Source organism: Microbacterium sp. NPDC090003 (assembly GCF_044748385.1).
In the GTDB taxonomy this organism is placed as follows: domain Bacteria; phylum Actinomycetota; class Actinomycetes; order Actinomycetales; family Microbacteriaceae; genus Microbacterium.
Window position 1 is genome coordinate 2,001,834 of the sequence record NZ_JBIVFW010000001.1, and the last position, 21,474, is coordinate 2,023,307.

Genomic DNA, 21,474 nt, shown 5'->3' on the forward strand with positions numbered 1-21,474 from the left:
CACAGGAACTGGGTCGCTGAGTCTGTCGAAGCGTCCCGCCCCGCCGCTACTCCGCCGTGTCGTCCGAACGCGCCGCGAGCACCGGGCCGAGGCGGGCGTAGGAGTTCGTGATGTGGGTGAGCATGGCGGATGCCGCAGCATCCGCATCGCGGTCGCGCAGCGCGGAGAGGATCTTCTCGTGCTCGCTGACCGTGTCGTCTTCGAAGTCGTGGCGGAAGTTCAGCCGGTAGAGGTGCATGTGCGAGCGCAGCCGCACGATCGCCTCCGAGAGCAGCGGGCTCTGCGCGTGCTCGGCGATGAGGTGATGGAAGTGCAGGTCTTCGTCGATGAAGCGGCGGTAGTTCTCGAAGTGCTCGTCGTCGTCGGGAGCGGATGCCGTGCGCATCTGCGCCACGGACGCGGCGAGCTCGGCCTCGGTCTCCACGTCGATGTGCGCCGTGGCGCGGCGGGCCGCCTCGGGCTCGAGGAGTTCGCGCATGTCGTAGAGGTCGCGCAGGCCGCCGGCGTCGAGCAGCGGGGTGGCGACGTACCCCTTGAGCGCCCGCTTGATCACGAGCCCCTCGGACTCGAGACGGGTGAGTGCCTCGCGCACCGGGGTCGGCGAGACGTCGAGGTCGCGGGCGACCGCGTCGATGTTCACGCGGGCACCGGGTTCGATCACCCGGTCCATGAGCAGCCCGAGCACGGCGTCGTAGACGTCGTCGACGAGCGCGCGGCGGGCGGGCAGAGCCCGTGGTCCCCGGGCTTCGTCGTCGCTGAACATGAGTCTCATCGTACGGGTTGCTCTTCTCGCGCCCGCGGCTGCCGCGCGGAGGCAGCGGTTCCGAGCAGGCCCTGCTCCTGCAATTCCGCCCACACCTCCTCCGGCACCGGCCGGTCGGCGAGCGCGCTGTTCTGCGCGAGCTGGGCGGCGCTGGCCCCACCGAGCACGACGGCGGCGACGGCCGGATGCATGAGCGGGAACTGCACCGCGAGCTCGGGCAGGGTGCTCCCGTGTCGGTGCGCGACGTGGGCGATCGCCTGCGCACGCTCGATGACGGCTCGGTCGGCGGGCCCGTAGTCGAACAGGCTCCCCGCACCCGGGGCATCCGTCGCGAGGATCCCCGAGTTGAAGATCGCCGCGGCGAGCACCGACACGTCGCGCTCCGCGGCGAGGGGCAGCAAGTCGTCACCCGCCGACTGATCGAGCAGCGTCCAGCGCCCGGCGACCATCATGACGTCGGCATCCGTCTCGCGGACGAACCGGGCGAGCATCGCGCTCTGATTCATGCCCGCCCCGAACGACGTGATCACGCCCTGATCGCGCAGCTCGCTGAGCGCCGGGAAGGCGCCGTCGAGCGCCTCGGCCTCGAAGTCGTCGGGGTCGTGCACCAGCACCAGGTCGATCCGGTCGAGGCCGAGCCTCCTGAGCGAGTCCTCGATCGAGCGCAGCACCCCGTCGCGCGAGTAGTCGCGCACGCGCCGATGATCGGCGGGCACGGCGAACAGGTTCTCGATGTCGGTGCGGCCCGCGGCATCCTGCGGCACGAGCAGACGCCCGACCTTCGTCGAGACGATGAACTCCTCGCGCGGCAGCGCGCGCAGGCTCTCGCCCAACCGCCGCTCGGCCAGACCCAGACCGTAGTGCGGGGCGACGTCGAAGTAGCGGATGCCGCCGGCCCACGCCGCGGGCACCACCTCAGGCCAGTCGTCCTCGGCGAGCGCGCTGTAGAGGTTGCCGAGCGCGGCCGCGCCGTATCCGATCGGCGGGGCCGAGAGTCCGCCGCGACCGATGCGCACGGAAAGGGGAGCGGTCACGAGACGATCAGCCGTCCGAGCGCCTCGTCGTCCCACGCGATGCCGAGGCCCGCCGTGGTCGGCGCCCATCCCCGCCCGCCCTCGATGCGCAGCTCGTCGGTGGTGACGGCGCGGAGTTGCGGGATGTGCTCGAGGTAGAGCGCGTTCGGGATGGCGCATACGAGCGACACGTGCAGCTCCATGAGGAAGTGCGGCGCGACGGGCGCGTTGAACGACTCGGCCAGGTGCGCGATCTTGAGCCAGGGCGTGATGCCGCCGACCCGGGCGACGTCGGGCTGCACGATCGACGCGCCGCCGCGCTGCAGGTGCTCACGGAAGTGCCCGATCGAGTACATGCTCTCGCCGACCGCGATGGGCACCGACGTCGAGCGGGCGAGCTGCCGGTGCCCCTCGATGTCTTCGGCGGGCAGCGGCTCCTCGAACCAGAACACGTCGACCTGCTCGAACAGTCGCGCACGGCGCACGGCCTCCGAGACCGTGAACGACTGGTTCGCGTCGACCATGATGTCGAGGTCATCACCGACGGCATCGCGCACGGCGCGCAATCGCTCGAGGTCCTCGTGGCCGCGGGGCTTGCCGACCTTGATCTTCACCCCACCCATGCCGCGCTCCTTCGAGGCGACGGCGTGCGCGACCAGCTCGTCGGCGGTGAGGTGCAGCCATCCGCCCTCGGTGTCGTACATCGGGATCGACGGTGATGCCCCACCGCCCGCGACCCAGAGCGGCAGGCCCGCACGTCGCGTCTTGGCATCCCACACCGCCGTGTCGACCGCGGCGAGCGCGAGCGCGGTGATCGGCCCGACGGTGGTTGCGCGGGTGATGCCGAACAGCGCGAGCCACACCGCCTCGGGGCGCTCGGCCTCGAGACCGATCAGCGCGGGCAGCAGCGTCTCGCGCAGCAGACTCAGCACGGCGCCGCCTCCGGTGCCGATCGTGTAGCTGTAGCCTGTGCCCTCGGTGCCGTCGGCCGTGCGGATTCGCACGAAGATCGTCTCCTGCTTGACGAAGGTCTGCAGCGCGTCGGTGCGCACGGTCTCGACCGGCAGGTCGACGAGCTGCGCCTCGACGTACACGATCCGACTGCCGGCCGTCACGTCGGCGATGGCCGTGGTGGTGGCCGTGGTGGTGGCGTCGAGGATGCTCGAGCCGGTGTTCTGCGATGCGTTCATCATCGTCCTCCGAGTCCGCCCAGGGTGACCCCCTTGATGAGCTGCCGTTGCAGCAGCAGCACGAGGATCAACGAGGGGATGACGGCGAGCGTCGACGCCGCCATGAGTAGCGACCATTGCGTGCCGAACTGGCCGGTGAACATCCCCAGCCCGAGCGGCACGGTCGCCATGTCCTGTGTGTTGATGATGATCAGCGGCCACAGGTACGAGTTCCAGTAGCCGATGAATGAGAAGACCGCGAGCACGCTCAGCGGCGCGACCAGCTGCGGCAGCAGCACCGACCACAGGGTGCGCAGGCGCGAAGCGCCGTCGATGAGCGCCGCCTCCTCGTACTCGATCGGGATCGTGAGGAAGAACTGCCGCATGAGGAAGGTGCCGAACGCGGTGAACGCGAACGGAATGATGAGCGCGCCATAGGTGTCGTTCCAGCCCCAGCTGTTGATCATGATGAACAGCGGCACCACGAGCACCTCCTGCGGCAGCACGAGCGTGAGCACGAACAGCAGGAAGAGCTTGTCGCGGAATCTGAAGCGCAGCCGCGAGAAGGCGTAGGCCGAAAGCACGGCGACGACCACCGAGAGCGCGGCCCCGGCGATCGCGACGAAGAGCCCGTTGAGGATGAAGCGCCCGAACGGCACGACGGTCCACGCCTCGACGAAGTTCGCCCAGCGGATCTCGGAGCCGAAGATCTGCGGCGTCGCCGTGAACACCTCGTTCTCGGGCTTGAGCGCCGTGAGGAACATCCAGATGAAGGGGAAGGCGAAGATCAGCGCGACGAGCGCGATCGCCGCCGTGTTCAGCCACTCCTTGACGGATGCCCGGCGCTGATGGCGACGACGCGGAAGGATCAGCAGCGCGGTCGCCGAGAGGTTCTGGTCACTCATAGTTCACCCACTTGCGCTGGCCGACGAACTGCAGAGCCGTGATGAGCATCACCACGACGAACAGGATCCACGCGAGGGCGGAGGCGTAGCCGAGCCGGTCGAAGACGAAGCCGTTGCGGTAGAGGTACAGCACGAACGTGTTGGTGCTCTCGCCCGGGCCGCCCTGCGTGAGGAACAGCGGTTGGACGAAGACCTGGAAGGCGCCGATCATCGTCATGGTCGAGCAGAAGAAGAGCGAGGGCGAGAGCAGCGGAAGGATGATGTATCGCAGTCGCTGCCAGGCGCTGGTGCCGTCGATGCGGGATGCCTCGAGCAGCTCCTTCGGGATGGCGCTGAGTCCCGCCGACAGCACGATGACGTTGTAGCCGAACGACTGCCACACCGACATCGCGATCACCGAGGGCAGCGCCCAGGCCGAGTCGGAGAGCCAGTTGGGTCCGTCGATGCCGACGGTCGCGAGCATCGAGTTCACGAGCCCGTCCTGCGAGAGCATCAGGCGCCAGACGAGGGCGTTCGCCACCATCGGGGTGATGACCGGGAGGAAGAAGACCACGCGCCACGCGCCCGCGGCCTTCATGCGGGTGTTGAGCCACAGCGAGATGGTGAGAGCGACGAACAGGTTCAGCGCCGTGTAGACGACGGCGAAGATGACCGTGTTGCCCAGCACCGTGTAGAAGGTCGGGTCGCGGAACAGCTTGACGTAGTTCTCGAGACCGATGAAGTCCGGGTTCCCGAACAGCTTCCAGTCGAAGAGGCTGATGAAGGCCGACCCGAACAGCGGGGTGAGGATGAAGAGGACGAACCCGATCATCCCGGGGGCGAGGAACGCGAGCGCCACCCACCCGTTCCCGCGCCGGCGCGGCAGCCGCGGCCCCGGCGGGGCGGGGGCGCCGACCGGCACCCCCGCCACGCCGGGCATCGCGGAGGAGGCCGAGGCCTCGCTCCGGTCGCTCATGATCGCCATCGACTCAGCCGCCCACCGAGTTCGTGATCGTCTCCATGATCTCCTCGGCCGTCAGCTCACCCCGGTAGCCCTGCACGCCGTACTGCGTCATCAGGGTCTCGACCTGGTTCCAGGTCGGGGTGGTGCGCTGCGGGGTCGCGTTCGAGAGCAGCGCCTCGACGACCTCCGACGAGCCCTCGGTCTTGCCCTCGGCCCAGGCCGGGAGCGCCTCGATGCGGGCGGGCACGATACCGCGGGCCTCGGCCTGCTTCTCCTGCACCGACAGCGAGGTGAGCGCCTCGATGGCCGCGAAGGCCTCGTCGGGGCGGTCGCAGTTCGCGGCGATGCCGAAGCCGGATCCGGCCGTCATCGCCGCAGCGTCACCGCTGGTCGACGGAACGATCGAGACGCCGAGGGTGAAGTCCGCGGCCTCGGCGAAGCTGCCGTACATCCACGGACCCTCGATGAGCATCGGCACCTCCCCGCTGGTGAAGGCCTGCTGCGAGACCTCCGAGCCATCGGCGGCTTCGGGTGCCTTCGCGACGCCGTCGACGGCGACGAGGTCGAAGAAGCTCTGGATCTGCTCGACGAATTCGGGGTTGGTGAGGTCGAGCTCGCCGTCCTCGGTGACCGCCGGCACGCCGTCGGCCAGCGACCACGCGTTCGGGATGAAGATGCCGGGCGCGAGCGCGAGGCCCTTCTTGTCGCCGTCGGTCAGCGCCTTGGCATCCGACACGAACTGATCGCGCGTGTACGTCGCACCCGGCAGCTCGAGGCCGGCGGCCTGGAACGCCTCGACGTTGTAGAAGAGCACGATCGGCTCGGCGTCGTAGGGGATCGCACGGATCGTGCCGTCGACCGTCATACCGCTGAGCATCGACTCGTCGATGTTCTCGATGTCGAAGCCGCTCTTCTCGATCAGGTCGTCGAGGGGCATGAGCAGGTCGCCGAGCTCCTGTGCGCGGGCGGCCTGGGTGGTGAGCAGGCAGGGCGGGTTGGCGCCCGAGAGGCGGGTCTTCACCTTGGTCCAGTAGTCGGAGAAGCTCGGCCCCTCGACCGAGATGTCGAGGTCGGGATCCTCGGCCTTCGCACCGTCGATGAAGTCGGCCCACTGGGCCTGGTCGCCCTCGCTCGCGGCCCAGGTGTAGAGCACGAGCGGGCCGCCGGCCTCGCCGCCGCCTCCCCCACCGCCGCTCGCGCACCCCGCGAGGGCCAGGACGCTGAGACCGGCGACGCCGGTGAGGATGAGGCGCTTCGCGCGCCGGTTCGAGACTGCATTCATACTGACTGCCTCCTTCATTGGATGCTGCAACTGATGCGTTGTTGTTGAGGGGGTACTGCTCGGGTTACTCGGATTCTTCGGTGGAGAAGTCGATGGCGATGACGTCGATGAGGGCACCGCTGGGGGATGCCGGTGCGACGATGCGCAGCTCGCCGGAGTCGTCGCCGGCGGTGGATGCCTCGTGCACCTCGAAGCTGGCGTCGTGCTGCAGCTCGAGACCGTCGGCGAGCCGGTGCACGCGGGTGATCCGCCGCACGGGCAGGCCGCGCACGATGATCTCGTCGACCGGGATCGCGGTGAGGTGCAGGTAGAGGCGGCCCTCCCGTGCGGTGGTCGGTCCGTGGAAATCGATGCCCTGGGTGGGCTGCACGCCGATCACGGACTCGGCGTGCGAGTGCATCCAGTCGGCGAACTCCTGCAGGCGCTCGTTCTCGACGTCGGGCAGGGTGCCGTCGGGGCCGGGGCCGACGTTGAGCAACAGGTTGCCGCCGCGCTCGACGACGTCGATGAGGGTCACGAGCAGCGAGCGCGCCGACTTCTCGTTGTCGGGGTGCGTGCGCCAGGCCCAGTGGTCGCCGATCGTGAGGCACAGCTCCCACGGGCCGGTCGGCACCGTGAGCGGGAAGCCCTGCTCGGGCGTGCGGTAGTCGCCCTGGCCGGGCAGTCGGTCGTTGATCACGACGTCGGGCTGCAGTTCCTTGATCAGGCGGCGCAGGCCCGGGGCGGTCCACTCGGCGGCCGAGCGCTCCCAGTCGCCGTCGAACCAGAGCAGGTCGATCGTGCCGTAATTCGTCAATAGCTCGCGCAGTTGCGCGCGCACGTACTCGAGGTAGCGCGACCACTCCTCGGGGCTCGAGCGGCGGTGACGATCCGTGGCATCCGGGGTGTCGGCGAACTCGGGCATGCCGGCGGCGGGCCAATGCTCGAGCTTGTAGGGCAGATCCTCGTCGCGGAACGCCGGGTAGTCGGGGTGATTCCAGTCGGGGAGGCTGTAGTAGATGCCGACCTTCATGCCCTCGGCGCGCACGGCGTCGACGAACTCGCGAGTGATGTCGCGACCGAACGGGCCGTGCTCGACCCCGAAGTCCGACTGCTCGGTGAAGAACATGTTGTACCCCGCGTGGTGGCGCGCGGTGAAGACGACGTAGGTCGCGCCGGCCGCCTTCGCGCGACGTGCGAGGTCGGCGGCATCCCAGTTCTGCGGGTCGAAGGTGGGCGCGGTGGCCTGGTATTCGGCGACGGTCACCCGGTCTTCGACGGCATCCTGGCCCGGGATGATCGAGCGGCCGACGAGCGGCCAGGAGATCTCGATGCCCTGCTGGGATGCCTGATCCCAGTGCACGAAGATGCCGAAGCCCGCGCCGCTGAACCACTCACCGCCGGGGATGCGTGTGGTGGGGCGTCGGAAGTCTGCCGTTGTCATTGAAGCTCCTCGTCGAGTTCCAGATTTCCTATAGGATAGGTGATAGTCGAAGCAGTTCACAAGGGTGTGACGAAAGGTGCCGATGATGGCCATGTTCAAGACCGATCCTGTTCGCCCCGCGGAGTACCGCGCCTTCGAGCGGCCGCTACCTGAGTGGTTCCGCGGTGCCGCACTGGGGATCTTCGTGCACTGGGGGCCGTACTCGGTGCCAGCGTGGGCCGAGCCGACCGGGGAGCTCGGCGCGGTGCCGCGCGACGAGTGGTACGCGCACAACCCCTATGCCGAGTGGTACGCGAACACGATCCGCATCGAGGGGTCGCCCGCGCAGCGGCACCAGCAGGAGGTGCACGGCGGAGCCCCCTATGACGACTTCCTCGACCAGTGGAAGGCCGAGCACTTCGACGCCGACGACGTGCTCGCGGTGGTGGCCGCCACCGGCGCCGGGTACTTCATCCCCACCACCAAGCACCACGATGGGGTCACGCTGTGGGATGCTCCGGCGACCGACGGTCGCAACACCGTCGCCCGCGGGCCGCAGCGCGACCTCATCGCCGAGTTCGCCGAGGCGACCCGCGCGAAGGGACTGCGCTTCGGCGTCTACTACTCCGGCGGTCTCGATTGGCATTTCTCCGACCTGCCGCCGATCGACCGCGATGACGCCCCGGCCGCCGACGACCTCGCCTACGCCGAGTACGCACACGACCACGTCGTCGACCTCATCGACCGGTATCGCCCCGACATACTCTGGGGCGACATCCGCTGGCCGCAGGCCGGGATCGAACCCGGTCCGAAGAGCCTCGCGCACGCCTTCCAGACGTTCTACGACGCCGTGCCCGAGGGCGTCGTCAACGACCGGTGGGGCGAATCGCACTGGGACTTCCGCACCAGCGAGTACGTGCACGGCACCGCGGTCGAAGTCGGCGAGGCGTGGGAGAACTGCCGCGGCATCGGACTCTCGTTCGGACACAACCGCAACGAGGGTCCGGAGCACCTGCTCACCGCCGACGAGGCCGTGCGCCTGCTCGTCGACGTCGTGTCGCGCGGCGGCAACCTGCTGCTGAACATCGGGCTCGAGGCATCCGGTCGCATCCCCGACGCGCAGCGGCAGACGCTCGAGGGGCTGGGCGAGTGGAACCAGCGGTTCGGGCATGCCGTCTTCGGTGCCCGGCCCGAGCCGCGCCTGCAGCCGTCCGACGAGCCGTGGGTGCGCTGGACCCGCACCGACGACGCGGTGCACGCCGTGACCGATCAGCGCGGGAGCATCCGCCTGCCCGATCCCGACGGCCTGCTCGACGAGACGAGCGCGCGCATCGGCGACGAGCCGGTCTCGGCGTCGCGCGATGGAGATGCCATCGTGGTGGAGGTGGCGGATGCCGCGACCCCCGTCGCGATCTCCTTCCGCCCGCGCGACTGACGAAAGGCCCTCACATGCGCATCGCCCTGCACTCCGAGATCCGCGACGGAGCGATCGACGACTACCGCACGCACCACGCCCGGATTCCGGATGGTCTCGCCGCGACGTTCGCGCGCATCGGCATCCACGACTGGACGATCTGGCGGTCGGGTCAGCGCCTGTTCCACCTGGTCGAGTGCGACGACTGGGATGCCGCGATCGCCACTCTCGATGAGGATCCGGCGAACGCCGAGTGGCAGAAGGACATCGGCCGCTTCGTCGAGCTCTTCCGCGGCTCCGACGGCACGGAGGGCTTCACCCCGATCGAGGAGGTCTGGGACCTGCGCACCCAGGTCTCGTAGTTCCGCGGGGCGGGCCCTTCGACAGGCTCAGGGACCCAGTCTCCGTTCACGCACCCGGGTCGCTAAGAGGAACTGGGTCGCTGAGCCTGTCGAAGCGTCCCCCACGCGCACGCTCCCTAATCCCAGGCGAACGATCCCCATCACGCCGAAAACGATCATGCACACCCCGAGCCCGACAAACCCTCAACCGATGACCCCATCATCGTCGGCGTCTGACGACCCGCTGACATCTACGCCAACCGACGCCCGAAGAACTCCGTCTGCTTGTCGAACACGAGCCTGTTGAGCGCCTTGCGATACCGCACGATGAGCACGCCGATGACGATGGTGAGCGACCCCACCACGAGGTTGTCGATGATGCCGGTCAGATCCATGATGCTCCTCAGGACAACCCGATGAACGCCGTCACCAACATCACGCTGCCGGCGACGATCATGAACGCGCCGACCAGGGCGATGCGCACGAGCGGGCGTCCGCGAATCGAGTCGTCAGCCACGGGCTCTCCATAGAACAGGCGGAGACCGCGATAGATGAGCTGCATGAAGCGCCGCCGCACGAGGATGGCGATGATCCCGACGGCGACGAGCACTCCCCCGATGATGAAGTCAGGATTCACGGTCGCGTCTTCACCCACCCGCCGATGCGCGCACGAACGCGACCACGCACGCGGCGATGAGCACGATTCCCATAACGGATGCTCCCACACCCACGACTGCGATCCAGAACGGACTCTGCAGACGCTCGAGGGCCCGGGAAGTTGGCCTGCCGACGAGCCTGCGCTGGACCTTTACGGTCTCCTCGAAGAACGACCTCCGATACCTGATGAGGAGCAGCCCTCCCGCCAATGCGACGATTCCCGCAACAAGCGGCACCAAAAGGCTCGGCTCGAAGTCACTCATCGTCGTTGTCCCCTTCATACTCAGGCTCATTCTGGCGTAGCAGCCGCATCTCACGTTTGAATCGCTTGAATTGCGGTTCTCGAGCCGCAAGAGCGACAAGGTGCGCGATTCGAAACGGGGTCGTGGCAGAGTTGGCCCGTGCAGCGGACGTGGGTGCGGGAACTCCTCGGGTGGATGCTCGCTGCCGCCGTCGCGCTCATCGTCGCGGCATCCGTCGCCTCCACCCCCCGGTCTGAACTGCTGTTCCGTGATGGGGACTCGCTCGTCGTCGCGATGTTCGCGCAGTCGGTGCTCGCCGGCACGCCGCTCGACTGGGCGATGTCGAGCGTGCTGTTCCTGCCCGAGAGCGCCCTGTTCACGGGGCTCGATGCGCTGCTGCCCGTCGGGATCAACGGTCTCTTTGCCGTGAGCGCGGTCGTGAACGTGCTCGCCCTCTACGGCGCGGTGCGCCTCGTCGCCGGCCGTCGTCAGGAGGGCCGGGCTCCCGTCGCCTGGTCGGTGATCGCGATCGGCGCGTTCGGTGCGCTGGCGATGACCGAGATGTCACCGTCGCGCGATGCGCTCGAGCTCGCCTCACTGCAGCTCACGACCACGTACTACTCCGCCACGGTCGTCGGGGCGGTGCTCGCGATCGGAATCATCCGACGGATGCTCGACGGAGCGCGTCTCGTACCGATGGTGTTCGCTCTCGCCGCGATCGCACTCGTGTCGACTCTCTCGAACCCGCTGTTCGCCGCATGGACGACCGTGCCGCTCGGCCTCATCACCGCGATCGGGGCGCTTCGGCGCGCGTCGCGGGGGCGGATGCTCGTCGCCCTCTCGGCACTGCTCACCGGCACGATTGTCGGTCTCCTCGCTCGCATTCCGTTCGCGGGATGGATCACCAACACGGGCGCGGGGTACGCGCAGCCGGACCTCTGGCAGGACTCGATCGGCTATTACGGCGAGATCTTCGGCGAGCGGCTCGCGAACCCGCTGGGCATCCTCGCTCTCGTGCTGACGGTCGCACTACTGGCTCTCGCCGTGTGGCGCACCTTCCGCAGCGATGACGACGGGGCGCGATTCATCGCCGTCGCCGCGTGGGTCGTGCCCCTGCTCGTCGTGATCGGCGCGATCGCGCTGGGCACGCACGCGGCGAGATACCTGCAGCCACTCGCCTTCGCGCCGATCCTCGCGCTCGTCGCTCTGCCCCGGGCGCTCCGGATTCCCGGAATTCTGCGTCGACAACTCGCGGCCGTCGTCGGTGTGGCCCTCCTCGTGGGCGGAGGCATCAGCATCCCTCGGCTGGCGAGCGCCGCGAACGCCCCCGATGCGGATGCCGCGTGCGTGACCGACTGGGTCGACGCATCCGCCCGCACCGGCGCCGGGCAGTTCTGGACCGTTCGCCTGCCCAAGCTCCACCTCGACGATCCGTCGCAGCTCGTGCAGGTCGACCATCAGCTCAACGGCTACGCCTGGCTCGTGAACCGCGCGGACTTCGACGCCGGCACCGTGTCATTCCTCGTCGAGGATGCGCAGACGGTCGAGTGGGACCTGCCGATCCAGGCGATCCCCGACGACATCATCGAGTGCGGCCGCTACCGGATCCTCGACTTCGGCGAGACGGAGCTGCCGCTGGGTCCGCAGCGCAGTTGAGGCGTTGCGGGGCGGGTGCTTCGACAGGCTCAGCAACCCAGCTTCCGGCTCAGAATCCAGCCTCCGCTACTTGGTCCCTGAGCCTGTCGAAGGGCCCCACCCCGAGAAGCCCCTCAGCGACTCGGAACCCCGGTCGTCGTTCCCGGACGGAACACGCACACGAGGTTCTGCGTCTCCCCGGCCTCGCCCCGAAGCATCCGCGCGACCTGCTCGCCCGCGGCACGCCCCTTCTCGACAGCCGGCTGCACGGTGGTGGTGAGCGACTGCCCGCCGAGCCCGTCGATCGCAATGCCGTCGAAGCCGGCGACCGAAACGTCCTCCGGCACCCGCAGTCCGAGTTCCTCCGCGGCGCGAATCACACCGACCGCGAGCAGGTCGCTCTGCGCGAGCACGGCGGTGGGCCGGGTCGCGGCATCGGCGAGCAGCATCCGTCCGACGACGATGCCCTCGTCGATGAAGCTGCCGGACGCCGAGATCGCGGGAGCACCGGGGAAGACCCGACGCATGCCCTCGAGACGGTCGACGGTCACCCCGACGGTCGCGGCGGCGAGGCGCTCGGCGGTGACCGGACCGCGCTCGCGATCGGGTCCGAGAGTGAGCGTCACGATCGCGACGTCGCGGTGGCCGAGATCGTGCACGTGCTGGGCTACGGCGGCCGCGGCATCCGCGTTGTCGAGCGCGATGCGGGGGATCGTGCCATCGCCCGGGTCGCCCTCGATCACGACGACCGGCAGCCCGCGTCCTCGCACCACCTCGACCGACTCGCGCGTGCGACCCGACCATCCGATCAGCACGTAGGCGTCGACCGGGGCGCTGGCGAGGCCGGGGCCGTCTTCGCCCGGCTCGTCGCGCATGAGAAGGATGCCGGCGCTGAGCTCGGCGAGACCGTCGGCGAGGCCGTCCATCATGGCGGTGGTGACGGGGTCGAGGAAGGCGTTGCGCAGGTGCCCCTCGAAGACGACGGCGACGATGCCGCTGCGGCCCAGCCGCAGGGAAGCGGCCCGGGGATCGGGGCCTGCGTAGCCGAGAGCGCCGGCGGCGGCGAGCACGCGTTCCCGTGTCGCGTCGGCGACCTTGGCCTTGCCGCTGAAGACGACGGATGCCGTTGATGTCGCGACCCCTGCCTCACGCGCGACGTCGGCGATGGTCGCACGCCGAGGCGGCTCCTGACTGCTCATGCTTCGAGAATAGCCCGCCCGCCTTTCCGCGTGTCGAATCGATTCGATACACTCTCGATCATGGAAACCGCCCTCACCCGCTCGCAGTTCGTCCGCTGGCGCGCTGCGATCTTCGCGATCTTCATGGCCAGCGGCCTCTCGATCGCGACGTGGGCGTCGCGCGTGCCGAGCATCAAGGCCGACCTCGATCTCGACAACGCGCAGGTCGGACTCATCCTCCTCGGCATGGGCATCGCCTCGATCATCGGCATCTCGACCAGCCCCGCCGTCATGGCCCGTACCGGGGCCCGCGTCGGCATGCTCGCCACCATGTTCATGTTCTCGGCCGGCATCGCCCTCGTCGGCTTCGGGTCGACCGTCTTCGCCTCGGTGCCGGTCGTGCTGATCGGCATGGTGCTGTTCGGGTACGGCAACGGATGCCTCGACGTCATGATGAACGTCGAAGCGACGGCGATCGAGCAGCAGATGGGCAAGACCGTGCTGCCGGTCTTCCACGCCTTCTTCAGCTTCGGCACCGTGATCGGCGCGGGCATCGGTGCCCTCGCCGCCTGGCTGCAGCTCACCGTCGCCACCCATGCCGGCATCATGGGGATGCTGCTGGCTCTGGTCGCGGTCGCGACGTTCCTGCAGGTTCCCGTGCGCGAAGCCGCGCTCGACCCGGAGCCCGCCGAGAAGCCGGCCTTCCGCGAGCGCCTGCACGCCTCGCTCGAAGCCTGGCGCGAACCGCGAACCTACCTGCTCGGCGTCGTGATGCTCGGCATGGCCTTCGCCGAGGGCGGAGCGAACGACTGGATCGCACTCGGCACCGAGCAGGGCCACGGCTTCACCACGGGCACCGGCGCCATCGCCCTCGCCGTCTTCTCGGTCGGCATGACCGTCGTCCGCCTGTTCGGCGGTCCCCTCGTCGATCGCTTCGGCCGGGTCGTCGTGCTGCGCGTGCTCTCGGTGTCGGCCGCGGCCGGCGTGCTCCTCTTCATCCTCGCGCCGAACCTGCCGCTCGTGCTCGTCGGCGCAGCCCTCTGGGGCATCGGCGCATCGCTCGGCTTCCCGATCGGCATGTCGGCCGCCGCCGACGACCCCGCCAAGGCCGCCGCCCGCGTCAGCGCCGCCGCGACCATCGGGTACGTCGCCTTCCTCGGCGGCCCTCCCGTGCTCGGCTTCATCAGCGAGCACATCGGGTTGCTCAACACGCTGTTCATCCTGGTCGTGCTGATCGTGGCATCCGGTCTGTTCTCCGGCGCCGCCCGCCCGCTCCGCGCCGATGAGAAGGTCTCGGCGGAGAAGTAGGCGCGTCGGTCGCGCGGCATCCGCCCGCATCCGCGCTTCGTTCGTCGAGACCCACCATCCGCGCCGAAACCCATCGTCCGCGACGTCGCTCGCGGTGGGTTTCGACGGTAGTGGTGGGTTTCGACGAGGGTGGCGAGAGCAGTCCGGCCCGACGAGACCCCCGCAACGAAGTAGGCTCGTCGGGTGCGTCTCGTCATCGCCCGCTGCTCGGTCGACTACACCGGTCGGCTCAATGCCCACCTTCCGCTTGCCACGCGTCTGCTCGTGCACAAGGGAGACGGGAGTCTGCTCGTGCACTCCGACGGCGGCAGCTACAAGCCGCTGAACTGGATGAGCCCGCCGTGCACCCTCACCACCGAGGAGCCCGGCGAAGAAGAAGCGAGCGCCGGCGTCGTCGAGGTGTGGCGGGTCACGCACAAGAAGACCGGCGACGCGCTGCGCGTGCAGATCTACGAAGTGATCAGCGACACCTCGCACGAACTCGGCATCGACCCCGGCCTGCAGAAGGACGGCGTCGAGGCCGACCTGCAGCGGCTCCTCGCCGAGCAGGTCGAGCGCATCTCCGAGGGCGCGACGCTCGTGCGCCGCGAGTACCCGACGGCGATCGGGCCCGTCGACCTTCTGGTGCGGGATGCCGACGGCGCCGCCATCGCGGTCGAGATCAAGCGCCGCGGCGACATCGACGGCGTCGAGCAGCTGACCCGCTACCTCGAGCTCCTCGGCCGCGACCCGCACCTCTCTCCCGTGCAGGGCGTGTTCGCCGCGCAGGAGATCAAGCCGCAGGCCCGCGTGCTCGCCGAGGACCGCGGCATCCGCTGCCTCGTGCTCGACTACGACGACATGAAGGGAATCGAGTCGGGCATCCCCCGCCTCTTCTGACGTCGTCCTCGCGCGCGAAAACGGAGACCATCGCGCCGACGCACGGAGTGTCGGATGCCGACGCGCCGGGCCTCGCGCGAATGGTCTCCGTTTCCTCCCCTGCACGTCCGTGCACGGCGCGCGATCACGCGCCCCGCGCCCCATAGGCTGGAGGGTATGGCCTCCTCCCCTTACTCCTGCGTGCTGTGGGATGTCGACGGCACGATCGTCGACGCCTCGGTCGGCATCCTGCGCCGTCTGAACGTCGCCCTCACCCACTTCGGGCACCCGGCGCCGACGCGCGAGCAGCTCGTGCACTGGATCGGGCCGCCCATGTTCCAGTCGTTCCAGGACCAGGCGGGCATGACACCCGAGCAGTCCGCCGAGGCCGTGTCGTTCTATCGCACGCTCGGCAAGGCCGACGGTTACACGACCGACGTCACCACGTACCCCGGGGTGACCGAGCTGATCCATGACGTGCACGCCGCGGGCATCCCGCAGGCCACCGCGAGCTCGAAACCCGAGAACCAGGTCGACGCCCTGATCGATCACTTCGATCTGCGCGCCGACTTCGTCACGACGGTCGGAGCGACGCCCGACGAGTCGACCCTCGCCTCGAAGACCGACATCGTGGCCGAGGCACTGCGCCGCCTCGAGGAGCGCGGCGCCGACGTATCGCGCCCGGTGCTGATCGGCGATCGTCACCACGACGTCGAGGGCGGCAACGCCAACGGGGTCCCGGTGATCTTCGTCGAGTGGGGTTTCAGTGACGCGCACGAGGGCGACGACGCGGCGTTCCGCGCGGCATCCGTCGACGAACTGCGCGCTCTGCTGCTGTCGAACTGACGCCCGTCGGCGCATACGTCCGGAGAATCGTGCGGGGGCGGGACCCTTCGACAGGCTCAGGGACCCAGTGTCGAAGCCCCAACCCTGGGTCGCTGAGCTTGTCGAAGCGTCCCAGCCACGCACGGTCTTCCGGATTTATGGACGCGGATGTCGGCGAGACGCAGCCGTGACCACCCGAAACGCACAAAGCTCCCCGCCGGATGTCACCGATGGCGACGGATCCGGTCGGGGAGCGATGCTCCTGCCCCGTTCAGAGGGGGCGGATGTTCTCTGCCTGCAGGCCCTTGGGGCCCTGCGCCACGTCGAACTCGACTCGCTGGTTCTCTTCGAGAGACCGGTAGCCGGAGGAATCGATTGCGGAGTAGTGCGCGAAGACGTCAGCGCCTCCGTCGTCGGGGGAGATGAAGCCGAAGCCCTTCTCCGAGTTGAACCACTTGACCGTGCCCTGGGTGCTCATGTACTGCCTGTTCTGCTGGAAAAGATAGCCGACGCAGGGATGCACCGACATCGCTAACGCTAGTGGAGGAGACCCCGCGGGCAATAGGCGCAATCAGAAGGTAACCCAAATGTTGCACGAGCGATGTTGCGGGGGCGCCGCCGCCCGACGCCCCCGAGGACGGACCCTCGCTCGGAAAATGGTGTGGCCCTCACCGCGGGGGGAGCGATGAGGGCCGAAGACGACCGGAGGGTGCGTCAGATTCCACTGTACCTCTTTTTTCGGACTCTTGTCCCCCATTTGGGGGACAAATCTCAAAAAGAGTGCAATCATGTCGATAGCGGCCCCCTCGAGTAGCCCATTGGGGACTGACCTACTCGAGAGGGCCCAATCGCATGCACGGATCGTCTTGCCTCTGGGGAAGGCTTCCCGTCTTCTGGGGAAAGACGGAGACGATCGATCCCCATGTGCATGCATCTTCACCATAGGGGAGGAAGCACGAACACGCCACGGGCGGGGGCCAGTGGCGGAAGCGGCAAGGGTGGGGAGATTTGATCCGCAAGGATCGCAGGTTTCGGGAAGAGGCGGGGCGAACAGCACGGGGGCATCTCCGGCGTTCCGCCTCTCCCGAATCCGCGAGGCGCTCGAAGCTGAGTAGCCTGAGCGGGTGACCATGCTGAACAAGGACATGACGCTGTGCATCTCGCTGTCTGCTCGACCGAGCAACAACGGCACGCGCTTCCACAACTTCCTCTACGAGGCGCTCGACCTCAACTGGATATACAAGGCCTTCGCTCCCACCGATCTCGCCCAGGCGATCGCGGGCGTGCGCGGCCTCGGCATCCGTGGATGCGCGATCTCAATGCCCTATAAAGAAGACGTCATCGCGCTGGTCGACCGCATGGACGCGTCCGCGTCGGCGATCGACTCGGTCAACACGATCGTGAACGACGACGGGGTGCTCACCGCGTACAACACCGACTACTCGGCCATCGCCCAGCTCATCGAGGAGAACGGGCTGGATGCCGCGGCATCCGTGCTGCTGAAGGGATCGGGCGGCATGGCCAAGGCGACCGCGGCCGCCTTCCGCGACGCCGGATTCGCGAACGTGACGATCATCGCGCGCAACGAGCGGGCCGGGCGCGGCCTCGCCGACCTGTACGGCTTCGGCTGGCAGGCGGATGCCGGCGACAGCACAGCCGACATCATCGTGAACATCACCCCGATCGGCATGGCCGGAGGGGCCGACGAGCACACGCTGTCGTTCTCGGAGGAGGCGGTGGCTGCGGCATCCGTCGTCTTCGATGTCGTCGCGCTGCCCGCCGAGACTCCGCTCGTGCGAGCCGGGCGCGCGGCCGGGAAGACGGTCATCAGCGGCGCCGAGGTCGCGACCCGGCAGGCGTTGGAGCAGTTCGTGCTGTACACGGGGATCCGCCCGTCGGCCGAGCAGGTGCGCCAGGCCGAGGAGTTCATGCGGGCGCAGTAGTCGCGCGGGGGGGCGCTTCGACAGGCTCAGCGACCCAGGAGACTGCTCCCTGTCGGGGACGCTTCGACACGCTCAGCGACCCGGGAGACCTGGGTCCCTGAGCCTGTCGAAGGGCCCCACCCCGAGATTCAGACCGCGACGGACTCGCGCACCTCGACCGGAGTCTGCGCCCGCCGCGCGGCGGTTGCGGCGAACACCATGATCACCAGGGCGGATGCCGTGATCGCCGCGCCGATCCAGATGGGGGAGGTGTAGCCGAGCCCGGCGGCGATCCCCACCCCGCCCGCCCAGGCGCCGAGCGCGTTGCCGACGTTGAACGCGCCGATGTTCGCGCCCGAGGCGAGCGTCGGTGCACCGCCGGCGAACTGCATGATGCGACTCTGCAGCGCGGGAACGGTGCCGAAGCCGAAGCCGCCCATCGCGACGAGGATCACCATCGTCGCGGGCTGCGACCACGCGAGCAGGGCGAACGCGACGAGCACGACGACGAGGGCCGCGATGAAGATCAGGAGCGTGCGGTCGATCGAGCGGTCGGCGAGTCGTCCGCCGATCGCGTTACCGGCCACGAGTCCCACGCCGAAGAGCACGAGCAGCCACGGCACGGCCGCGGTGTCGAAGCCGGAGACCCCGGTGAGCGTATACGCGACGTAGGTGAAGGCGCCGAACATGCCGCCGAAGGCGAGGATGGTGACGACGAGCGACAGCCACACCTGGCCGGAGCGGAAGGCGGAGAGCTCCTGCCGCAGGCTCACGGCGGCGCCGTCGGCACGCGGAGCCTTGACGACGGCGGCGATGCCGACCAGGGCGACGACACCGATGACGGTGATCACCCAGAATGTCGCTCGCCAACCGAACTGCTGGCCGATGAACGTGCCGAAGGGCACGCCCAGCACGTTCGCCGCGGTGAGGCCGGTGAACATGATTGAGATCGCGCCCGCCTTCTTGTCGGGGGCGACGAGCTCGGAGGCGACGACCGAGCCGATGCCGAAGAACGCTCCGTGGCAGAGGGCTGCGACGATGCGCCCGATCATGGCGCCGGTGTAGTCGGGGGCCATCGCCGTGAGGGCGTTGCCGGCGATGAACAGCACGAGCAGTCCGATCAGCACGGCCTTGCGCGGCAGCCGCACCGTCGCGGCGGTCACGACGAGCGCGCCGACGGCGACACTCAGCGCGTAACCGGAGATGAGCCAGCCCGCCGTCGCCTCGCTCACGGCGAAGTCGGCGGCGACCTCGGGCAGCAGGCCCATGATCACGAACTCCGTGAGTCCGATCCCGAAGGCGCCGAGGGCGAGTGCGATGAGTCCGAGTGGCATGGTGGTGCTCCGTGGTGCTCTGATAAGGTAGTTGCAGACGCGGGATATTGCGTCCGGAACACAATGATTGCACGCGCAAGTATTTTGCGCAAGCAACGACTTTCGGAGGTCACCATGGGCATCTCGGACGACGCCGTCGAGATCCGCGCACGAGGCTGGCGCACACTCGCCGCCCTGCACGGGATCATCGAAGCCGAGCTCGAACGCGCACTCGGGGCATCCGTAGGCCTGTCGGTCGTCGAGTACACCGTGCTCGACGCGCTCAGCCGCCAGGACGGCTGGCACATGCGGATGCAGCAGCTCGCGCGCGCGACCGCCCTCAGCCCGAGCGCCACCACCCGCCTCGTGACGCGCCTCGAAGACCGCGGGTTGCTGACCCGCATCCTCTGCGCCGACGACCGCCGCGGTATCTACACCGAGCTCACCGCCGCAGGGCGTGCGCTATACGACCAGGCGCATCCGATCCACGACGAGACCCTCGAGCGCACGCTCGGCGATGCCATGGACCAGCCCGAGCTCGCCCCGGTCGTGCACGCCCTGCAGGGGAGTTCCGCGCTGGCGTAGCTCTCGCGGCGGGGCGCTTCGACAGGCTCAGCGACCCAGTTTCCGAGACGGGGTCCCTGAGCCCGTCGAAGGGTCCCTACCGCGGATACGCTGAACGGATGAAGACCATCGGCGTTCTCGGCGGCATGAGCTGGGAGTCCTCCCTCGAGTGGTACCGCCTCGCGAACGAGCGGGTCGCCGCACGACTCGGCGGCTACCACTCGGCCCGCATCCTGCTCGACTCGCTCGACTTCGCCGAGATCGAGGCGCTGCAGGCGCAGGACGACTGGGAATCCGCGGGCACTCTCCTCGCCGATCGCGCCCGCGCCCTCGAATCGGCCGGCGCCGAGATCCTCGTGCTCGCGACCAACACCATGCACCTCGTCGCCGACCGGATCACCGATGCCGTCGGCATCCCCTTCCTGCACATCGCCGACGCCGCCGGCTCCGCGGTATCGGGCGCGGGGCTCGCCACCGTCGGCCTGCTCGGCACCGCCTTCACGATGGAGAAGCCGTTCTATGCCGAGAAGCTCGCGGCGCACGGCATCCGCACGATCGTTCCGGATGCCGACGACCGCCGCACCGTCCACGCCGTGATCTACGATGAGCTCGTGCACGGCGTCGTGCGCGACGCATCGCGGCAGGCGTACGTCGACGTCGTCGACCGGCTGATCGCGCACGGGGCGGAGGGCATCGTTCTCGGCTGCACCGAGATCGAGCTGCTGCTGTCGGCCGGCGACGTGCCGGTGCCGGTGTTCCCGACGACCTCGCTGCACGTGGATGCCGCGATCGCGGCGGCGCTGGCGGAGTAGGACCTCAGTCGCGAAGCCCGAGCCCCTCGACCACGGCGACCACCCGTGCGCGCTCGACGCCGTCGAGTCCGCGCAGGGGTCGGGGCAGCGAGGGCGCGGCGACGAGACCGAGATGCTCGGCGATCGTCGCGGTGACCCGCGCGCTTCCGTGCAGGGCGAAGAGATCCCAGAGAGGTTGCAGGCGGGCGGATTCCGCCAGCGCCGCCTCTTCCCCGGCGAGCGCGGGGCGAGCGATCGCGAGCATCGACTGCGGCAGCGTTCCCCCCACAGCGGTGAACCACGTGTCGCACCCGCCGAGCAGACCGGCAGCCCCGACGCCGTCGCCCGAGATCCCGAGGCGCACGTGCTCCGGCACCACCGCGCGGATCTCGGCGACGCGGGCACGCGACGCCTCGACCCCTCCGACGGGCGGGATCTTGATCGCGGCGACCTGCGGCAGCTCCGCGATCCGCGCGTAGAGGTCGAGCGAGAACGTGAACCGCGTCGTACCGGGGTTGTCGTAGACGACGAGCGGCACCGAGAGGCCCGCGGTGACATCGGCGTACAGCCCGAAGACGTCGTCGTCGGTGAGGGGCTGGTAGCTCACCGGGGCGAGGAGCACGGCGGATGCCCCGGCATCCTGCGCGTCGTCGGCGAGCGCCTGTACGTGTGAGGTGCGCGTCGCGCCGATCCCGACCACCACCGGGATCCCCCGGGCATGCGCCACGCTGACGCGGGCGACAGCACGACGCTCCTCCCGATCGAGATAGGCGTACGAACCGGTCGAACCGAGCGCGCCGATGGAGTCGACGCCCGCATCGACGAGGCGGTCGATCAGCCCCGCGTAGGCGTCGAGGTCGACCCGATCGCCGCGGATCGGGGTGAGCGGAAACGCACTGAGACCGGTGAGCATCCTTCCAGCGTATTGCGAGAGAACCCCCTGCGGATC

The 21,474-nt window shown here is 68.9% G+C and carries 23 protein-coding genes; 9 read left to right on the forward strand and 14 right to left on the reverse strand.

The features are described 5' to 3' along the window. Positions 1-46: 46 nt before the first annotated feature. From ACIPVN_RS09620 to ACIPVN_RS09650, 7 genes are all read right to left on the reverse strand, one after another. Complete coding sequence (locus tag ACIPVN_RS09620) at positions 47-763, reverse strand: GntR family transcriptional regulator (RefSeq protein WP_400442404.1); 717 nt, start codon at positions 761-763, stop codon at positions 47-49. Positions 764-768: 5 nt separating this feature from the next. Then, the gene (locus tag ACIPVN_RS09625; protein WP_400442406.1) at positions 769-1,797 is read right to left on the reverse strand and encodes an aldo/keto reductase; all 1,029 of its coding nucleotides are present in this window, start codon (positions 1,795-1,797) and stop codon (positions 769-771) included. Beyond that, entirely contained in the window at positions 1,794-2,966 is a 1,173-nt protein-coding gene (locus ACIPVN_RS09630; protein WP_400442408.1) for a mandelate racemase/muconate lactonizing enzyme family protein, read from the reverse strand. Before ACIPVN_RS09630 ends, ACIPVN_RS09625 begins: the two co-directional genes overlap by 4 nt. Further along, positions 2,966-3,850: a carbohydrate ABC transporter permease gene (locus ACIPVN_RS09635; protein WP_400442409.1), complete on the reverse strand. Its 885-nt coding sequence runs from the start codon at positions 3,848-3,850 to the stop codon at positions 2,966-2,968. The genes ACIPVN_RS09630 and ACIPVN_RS09635 overlap by 1 nt, the downstream gene beginning before the upstream one ends. After that, a complete protein-coding gene (locus ACIPVN_RS09640; protein ID WP_400442411.1) occupies positions 3,843-4,805 on the reverse strand; it encodes a carbohydrate ABC transporter permease in 963 nt (320 codons plus the stop codon). Before ACIPVN_RS09640 ends, ACIPVN_RS09635 begins: the two co-directional genes overlap by 8 nt. A 13-nt stretch (positions 4,806-4,818) precedes the next feature. Further along, positions 4,819-6,075 (reverse strand): ABC transporter substrate-binding protein, encoded by a 1,257-nt coding sequence (locus ACIPVN_RS09645; RefSeq protein ID WP_400442413.1) that lies wholly within the window; start codon positions 6,073-6,075, stop codon positions 4,819-4,821. Positions 6,076-6,139: 64 nt separating this feature from the next. Then, the gene (locus tag ACIPVN_RS09650) at positions 6,140-7,498 is read right to left on the reverse strand and encodes an alpha-L-fucosidase (protein WP_400442415.1); all 1,359 of its coding nucleotides are present in this window, start codon (positions 7,496-7,498) and stop codon (positions 6,140-6,142) included. Between the two features lie 85 nt (positions 7,499-7,583). Here ACIPVN_RS09650 and ACIPVN_RS09655 point away from each other — a divergent pair, with 85 nt between their 5' ends. Together ACIPVN_RS09655 and ACIPVN_RS09660 are read left to right on the forward strand one after the other, a co-directional pair. Further along, positions 7,584-8,912 carry an alpha-L-fucosidase gene (locus ACIPVN_RS09655; RefSeq protein ID WP_400442417.1) on the forward strand — a complete coding sequence of 443 codons (1,329 nt, stop codon included), beginning with the start codon at positions 7,584-7,586 and terminating at the stop codon, positions 8,910-8,912. Positions 8,913-8,926: 14 nt separating this feature from the next. Continuing rightward, positions 8,927-9,253 carry an L-rhamnose mutarotase gene (locus ACIPVN_RS09660; protein ID WP_400442418.1) on the forward strand — a complete coding sequence of 109 codons (327 nt, stop codon included), beginning with the start codon at positions 8,927-8,929 and terminating at the stop codon, positions 9,251-9,253. A gap of 230 nt (positions 9,254-9,483) precedes the next feature. Here the strand turns inward: ACIPVN_RS09660 and ACIPVN_RS09665 are convergent, their stop codons facing one another. The 3 genes from ACIPVN_RS09665 to ACIPVN_RS09675 are packed head-to-tail and all read right to left on the reverse strand — an operon-like array spanning position 9,484 to position 10,152. After that, positions 9,484-9,627, reverse strand: coding sequence for a hypothetical protein (locus ACIPVN_RS09665; RefSeq protein ID WP_400442419.1), 144 nt, complete (start codon positions 9,625-9,627; stop codon positions 9,484-9,486). An 8-nt stretch (positions 9,628-9,635) separates the two neighbouring features. Beyond that, positions 9,636-9,869 (reverse strand): hypothetical protein, encoded by a 234-nt coding sequence (locus tag ACIPVN_RS09670; RefSeq protein ID WP_400442421.1) that lies wholly within the window; start codon positions 9,867-9,869, stop codon positions 9,636-9,638. 10 nt (positions 9,870-9,879) lie between these two features. Further along, entirely contained in the window at positions 9,880-10,152 is a 273-nt protein-coding gene (locus ACIPVN_RS09675) for a hypothetical protein (protein WP_400442423.1), read from the reverse strand. 138 nt (positions 10,153-10,290) lie between these two features. On the opposite strand from ACIPVN_RS09675, the gene ACIPVN_RS09680 reads away from it, so the two are divergent. After that, entirely contained in the window at positions 10,291-11,787 is a 1,497-nt protein-coding gene (locus ACIPVN_RS09680; protein ID WP_400442425.1) for a hypothetical protein, read from the forward strand. A 113-nt stretch (positions 11,788-11,900) separates the two neighbouring features. Here the strand turns inward: ACIPVN_RS09680 and ACIPVN_RS09685 are convergent, their stop codons facing one another. Beyond that, entirely contained in the window at positions 11,901-12,965 is a 1,065-nt protein-coding gene (locus ACIPVN_RS09685) for a LacI family DNA-binding transcriptional regulator (protein WP_400442427.1), read from the reverse strand. Positions 12,966-13,025: 60 nt separating this feature from the next. Here ACIPVN_RS09685 and ACIPVN_RS09690 point away from each other — a divergent pair, with 60 nt between their 5' ends. The 3 genes from ACIPVN_RS09690 to ACIPVN_RS09700 all read left to right on the forward strand — a co-directional run bounded on the left by ACIPVN_RS09690 (position 13,026) and on the right by ACIPVN_RS09700 (position 15,956). Then, a complete protein-coding gene (locus ACIPVN_RS09690; protein ID WP_400442429.1) occupies positions 13,026-14,252 on the forward strand; it encodes an MFS transporter in 1,227 nt (408 codons plus the stop codon). Positions 14,253-14,435: 183 nt separating this feature from the next. Next, on the forward strand, positions 14,436-15,131 hold the full coding sequence (gene nucS / locus ACIPVN_RS09695; protein ID WP_400442431.1) for an endonuclease NucS: 696 nt from the start codon (positions 14,436-14,438) through the stop codon (positions 15,129-15,131). Between the two features lie 156 nt (positions 15,132-15,287). Next, positions 15,288-15,956, forward strand: coding sequence for an HAD hydrolase-like protein (locus ACIPVN_RS09700; RefSeq protein ID WP_400442433.1), 669 nt, complete (start codon positions 15,288-15,290; stop codon positions 15,954-15,956). 250 nt (positions 15,957-16,206) lie between these two features. On the opposite strand, the gene ACIPVN_RS09705 is transcribed toward ACIPVN_RS09700, so the two are convergent. Beyond that, positions 16,207-16,413, reverse strand: coding sequence for a cold-shock protein (locus ACIPVN_RS09705; RefSeq protein WP_247623963.1), 207 nt, complete (start codon positions 16,411-16,413; stop codon positions 16,207-16,209). A 646-nt stretch (positions 16,414-17,059) separates the two neighbouring features. On the opposite strand from ACIPVN_RS09705, the gene ACIPVN_RS09710 reads away from it, so the two are divergent. Then, positions 17,060-17,878, forward strand: a complete 819-nt coding sequence (locus ACIPVN_RS09710; protein ID WP_400442435.1) for a shikimate 5-dehydrogenase — start codon at positions 17,060-17,062, stop codon at positions 17,876-17,878. A 128-nt stretch (positions 17,879-18,006) separates the two neighbouring features. On the opposite strand, the gene ACIPVN_RS09715 is transcribed toward ACIPVN_RS09710, so the two are convergent. After that, complete coding sequence (locus ACIPVN_RS09715; RefSeq protein WP_400442437.1) at positions 18,007-19,191, reverse strand: MFS transporter; 1,185 nt, start codon at positions 19,189-19,191, stop codon at positions 18,007-18,009. 114 nt (positions 19,192-19,305) lie between these two features. Here ACIPVN_RS09715 and ACIPVN_RS09720 point away from each other — a divergent pair, with 114 nt between their 5' ends. Further along, the gene (locus ACIPVN_RS09720) at positions 19,306-19,755 is read left to right on the forward strand and encodes a MarR family winged helix-turn-helix transcriptional regulator (RefSeq protein WP_247623965.1); all 450 of its coding nucleotides are present in this window, start codon (positions 19,306-19,308) and stop codon (positions 19,753-19,755) included. A gap of 98 nt (positions 19,756-19,853) precedes the next feature. Further along, positions 19,854-20,546 (forward strand): aspartate/glutamate racemase family protein, encoded by a 693-nt coding sequence (locus tag ACIPVN_RS09725; protein WP_400442439.1) that lies wholly within the window; start codon positions 19,854-19,856, stop codon positions 20,544-20,546. Positions 20,547-20,550: 4 nt separating this feature from the next. On the opposite strand, the gene ACIPVN_RS09730 is transcribed toward ACIPVN_RS09725, so the two are convergent. Continuing rightward, the gene (locus ACIPVN_RS09730; protein WP_400442441.1) at positions 20,551-21,438 is read right to left on the reverse strand and encodes a dihydrodipicolinate synthase family protein; all 888 of its coding nucleotides are present in this window, start codon (positions 21,436-21,438) and stop codon (positions 20,551-20,553) included. Positions 21,439-21,474: the final 36 nt, after the last annotated feature.

Bases quoted from the DNA above. Each gene is read 5' to 3' on its own strand.
- ACIPVN_RS09620 (WP_400442404.1), bottom strand. From the start codon at position 763: ATGTTCAGCGACGACGAAGCCCGGGGACCACGGGCTCTGCCCGCCCGC.
- ACIPVN_RS09630 (WP_400442408.1), bottom strand. From the start codon at position 2,966: ATGAACGCATCGCAGAACACCGGCTCGAGCATCCTCGACGCCACCACC.
- ACIPVN_RS09635 (WP_400442409.1), bottom strand. From the start codon at position 3,850: ATGAGTGACCAGAACCTCTCGGCGACCGCGCTGCTGATCCTTCCGCGT.
- ACIPVN_RS09640 (WP_400442411.1), bottom strand. From the start codon at position 4,805: ATGAGCGACCGGAGCGAGGCCTCGGCCTCCTCCGCGATGCCCGGCGTG.
- ACIPVN_RS09645 (WP_400442413.1), bottom strand. From the start codon at position 6,075: ATGAATGCAGTCTCGAACCGGCGCGCGAAGCGCCTCATCCTCACCGGC.
- ACIPVN_RS09650 (WP_400442415.1), bottom strand. From the start codon at position 7,498: ATGACAACGGCAGACTTCCGACGCCCCACCACACGCATCCCCGGCGGT.
- ACIPVN_RS09655 (WP_400442417.1), top strand. From the start codon at position 7,584: ATGGCCATGTTCAAGACCGATCCTGTTCGCCCCGCGGAGTACCGCGCC.
- ACIPVN_RS09660 (WP_400442418.1), top strand. From the start codon at position 8,927: ATGCGCATCGCCCTGCACTCCGAGATCCGCGACGGAGCGATCGACGAC.
- ACIPVN_RS09665 (WP_400442419.1), bottom strand. From the start codon at position 9,627: ATGGATCTGACCGGCATCATCGACAACCTCGTGGTGGGGTCGCTCACC.
- ACIPVN_RS09675 (WP_400442423.1), bottom strand. From the start codon at position 10,152: ATGAGTGACTTCGAGCCGAGCCTTTTGGTGCCGCTTGTTGCGGGAATC.
- ACIPVN_RS09685 (WP_400442427.1), bottom strand. From the start codon at position 12,965: ATGAGCAGTCAGGAGCCGCCTCGGCGTGCGACCATCGCCGACGTCGCG.
- ACIPVN_RS09690 (WP_400442429.1), top strand. From the start codon at position 13,026: ATGGAAACCGCCCTCACCCGCTCGCAGTTCGTCCGCTGGCGCGCTGCG.
- ACIPVN_RS09700 (WP_400442433.1), top strand. From the start codon at position 15,288: ATGGCCTCCTCCCCTTACTCCTGCGTGCTGTGGGATGTCGACGGCACG.
- ACIPVN_RS09705 (WP_247623963.1), bottom strand. From the start codon at position 16,413: ATGAGCACCCAGGGCACGGTCAAGTGGTTCAACTCGGAGAAGGGCTTC.
- ACIPVN_RS09715 (WP_400442437.1), bottom strand. From the start codon at position 19,191: ATGCCACTCGGACTCATCGCACTCGCCCTCGGCGCCTTCGGGATCGGA.
- ACIPVN_RS09720 (WP_247623965.1), top strand. From the start codon at position 19,306: ATGGGCATCTCGGACGACGCCGTCGAGATCCGCGCACGAGGCTGGCGC.
- ACIPVN_RS09725 (WP_400442439.1), top strand. From the start codon at position 19,854: ATGAAGACCATCGGCGTTCTCGGCGGCATGAGCTGGGAGTCCTCCCTC.
- ACIPVN_RS09730 (WP_400442441.1), bottom strand. From the start codon at position 21,438: ATGCTCACCGGTCTCAGTGCGTTTCCGCTCACCCCGATCCGCGGCGAT.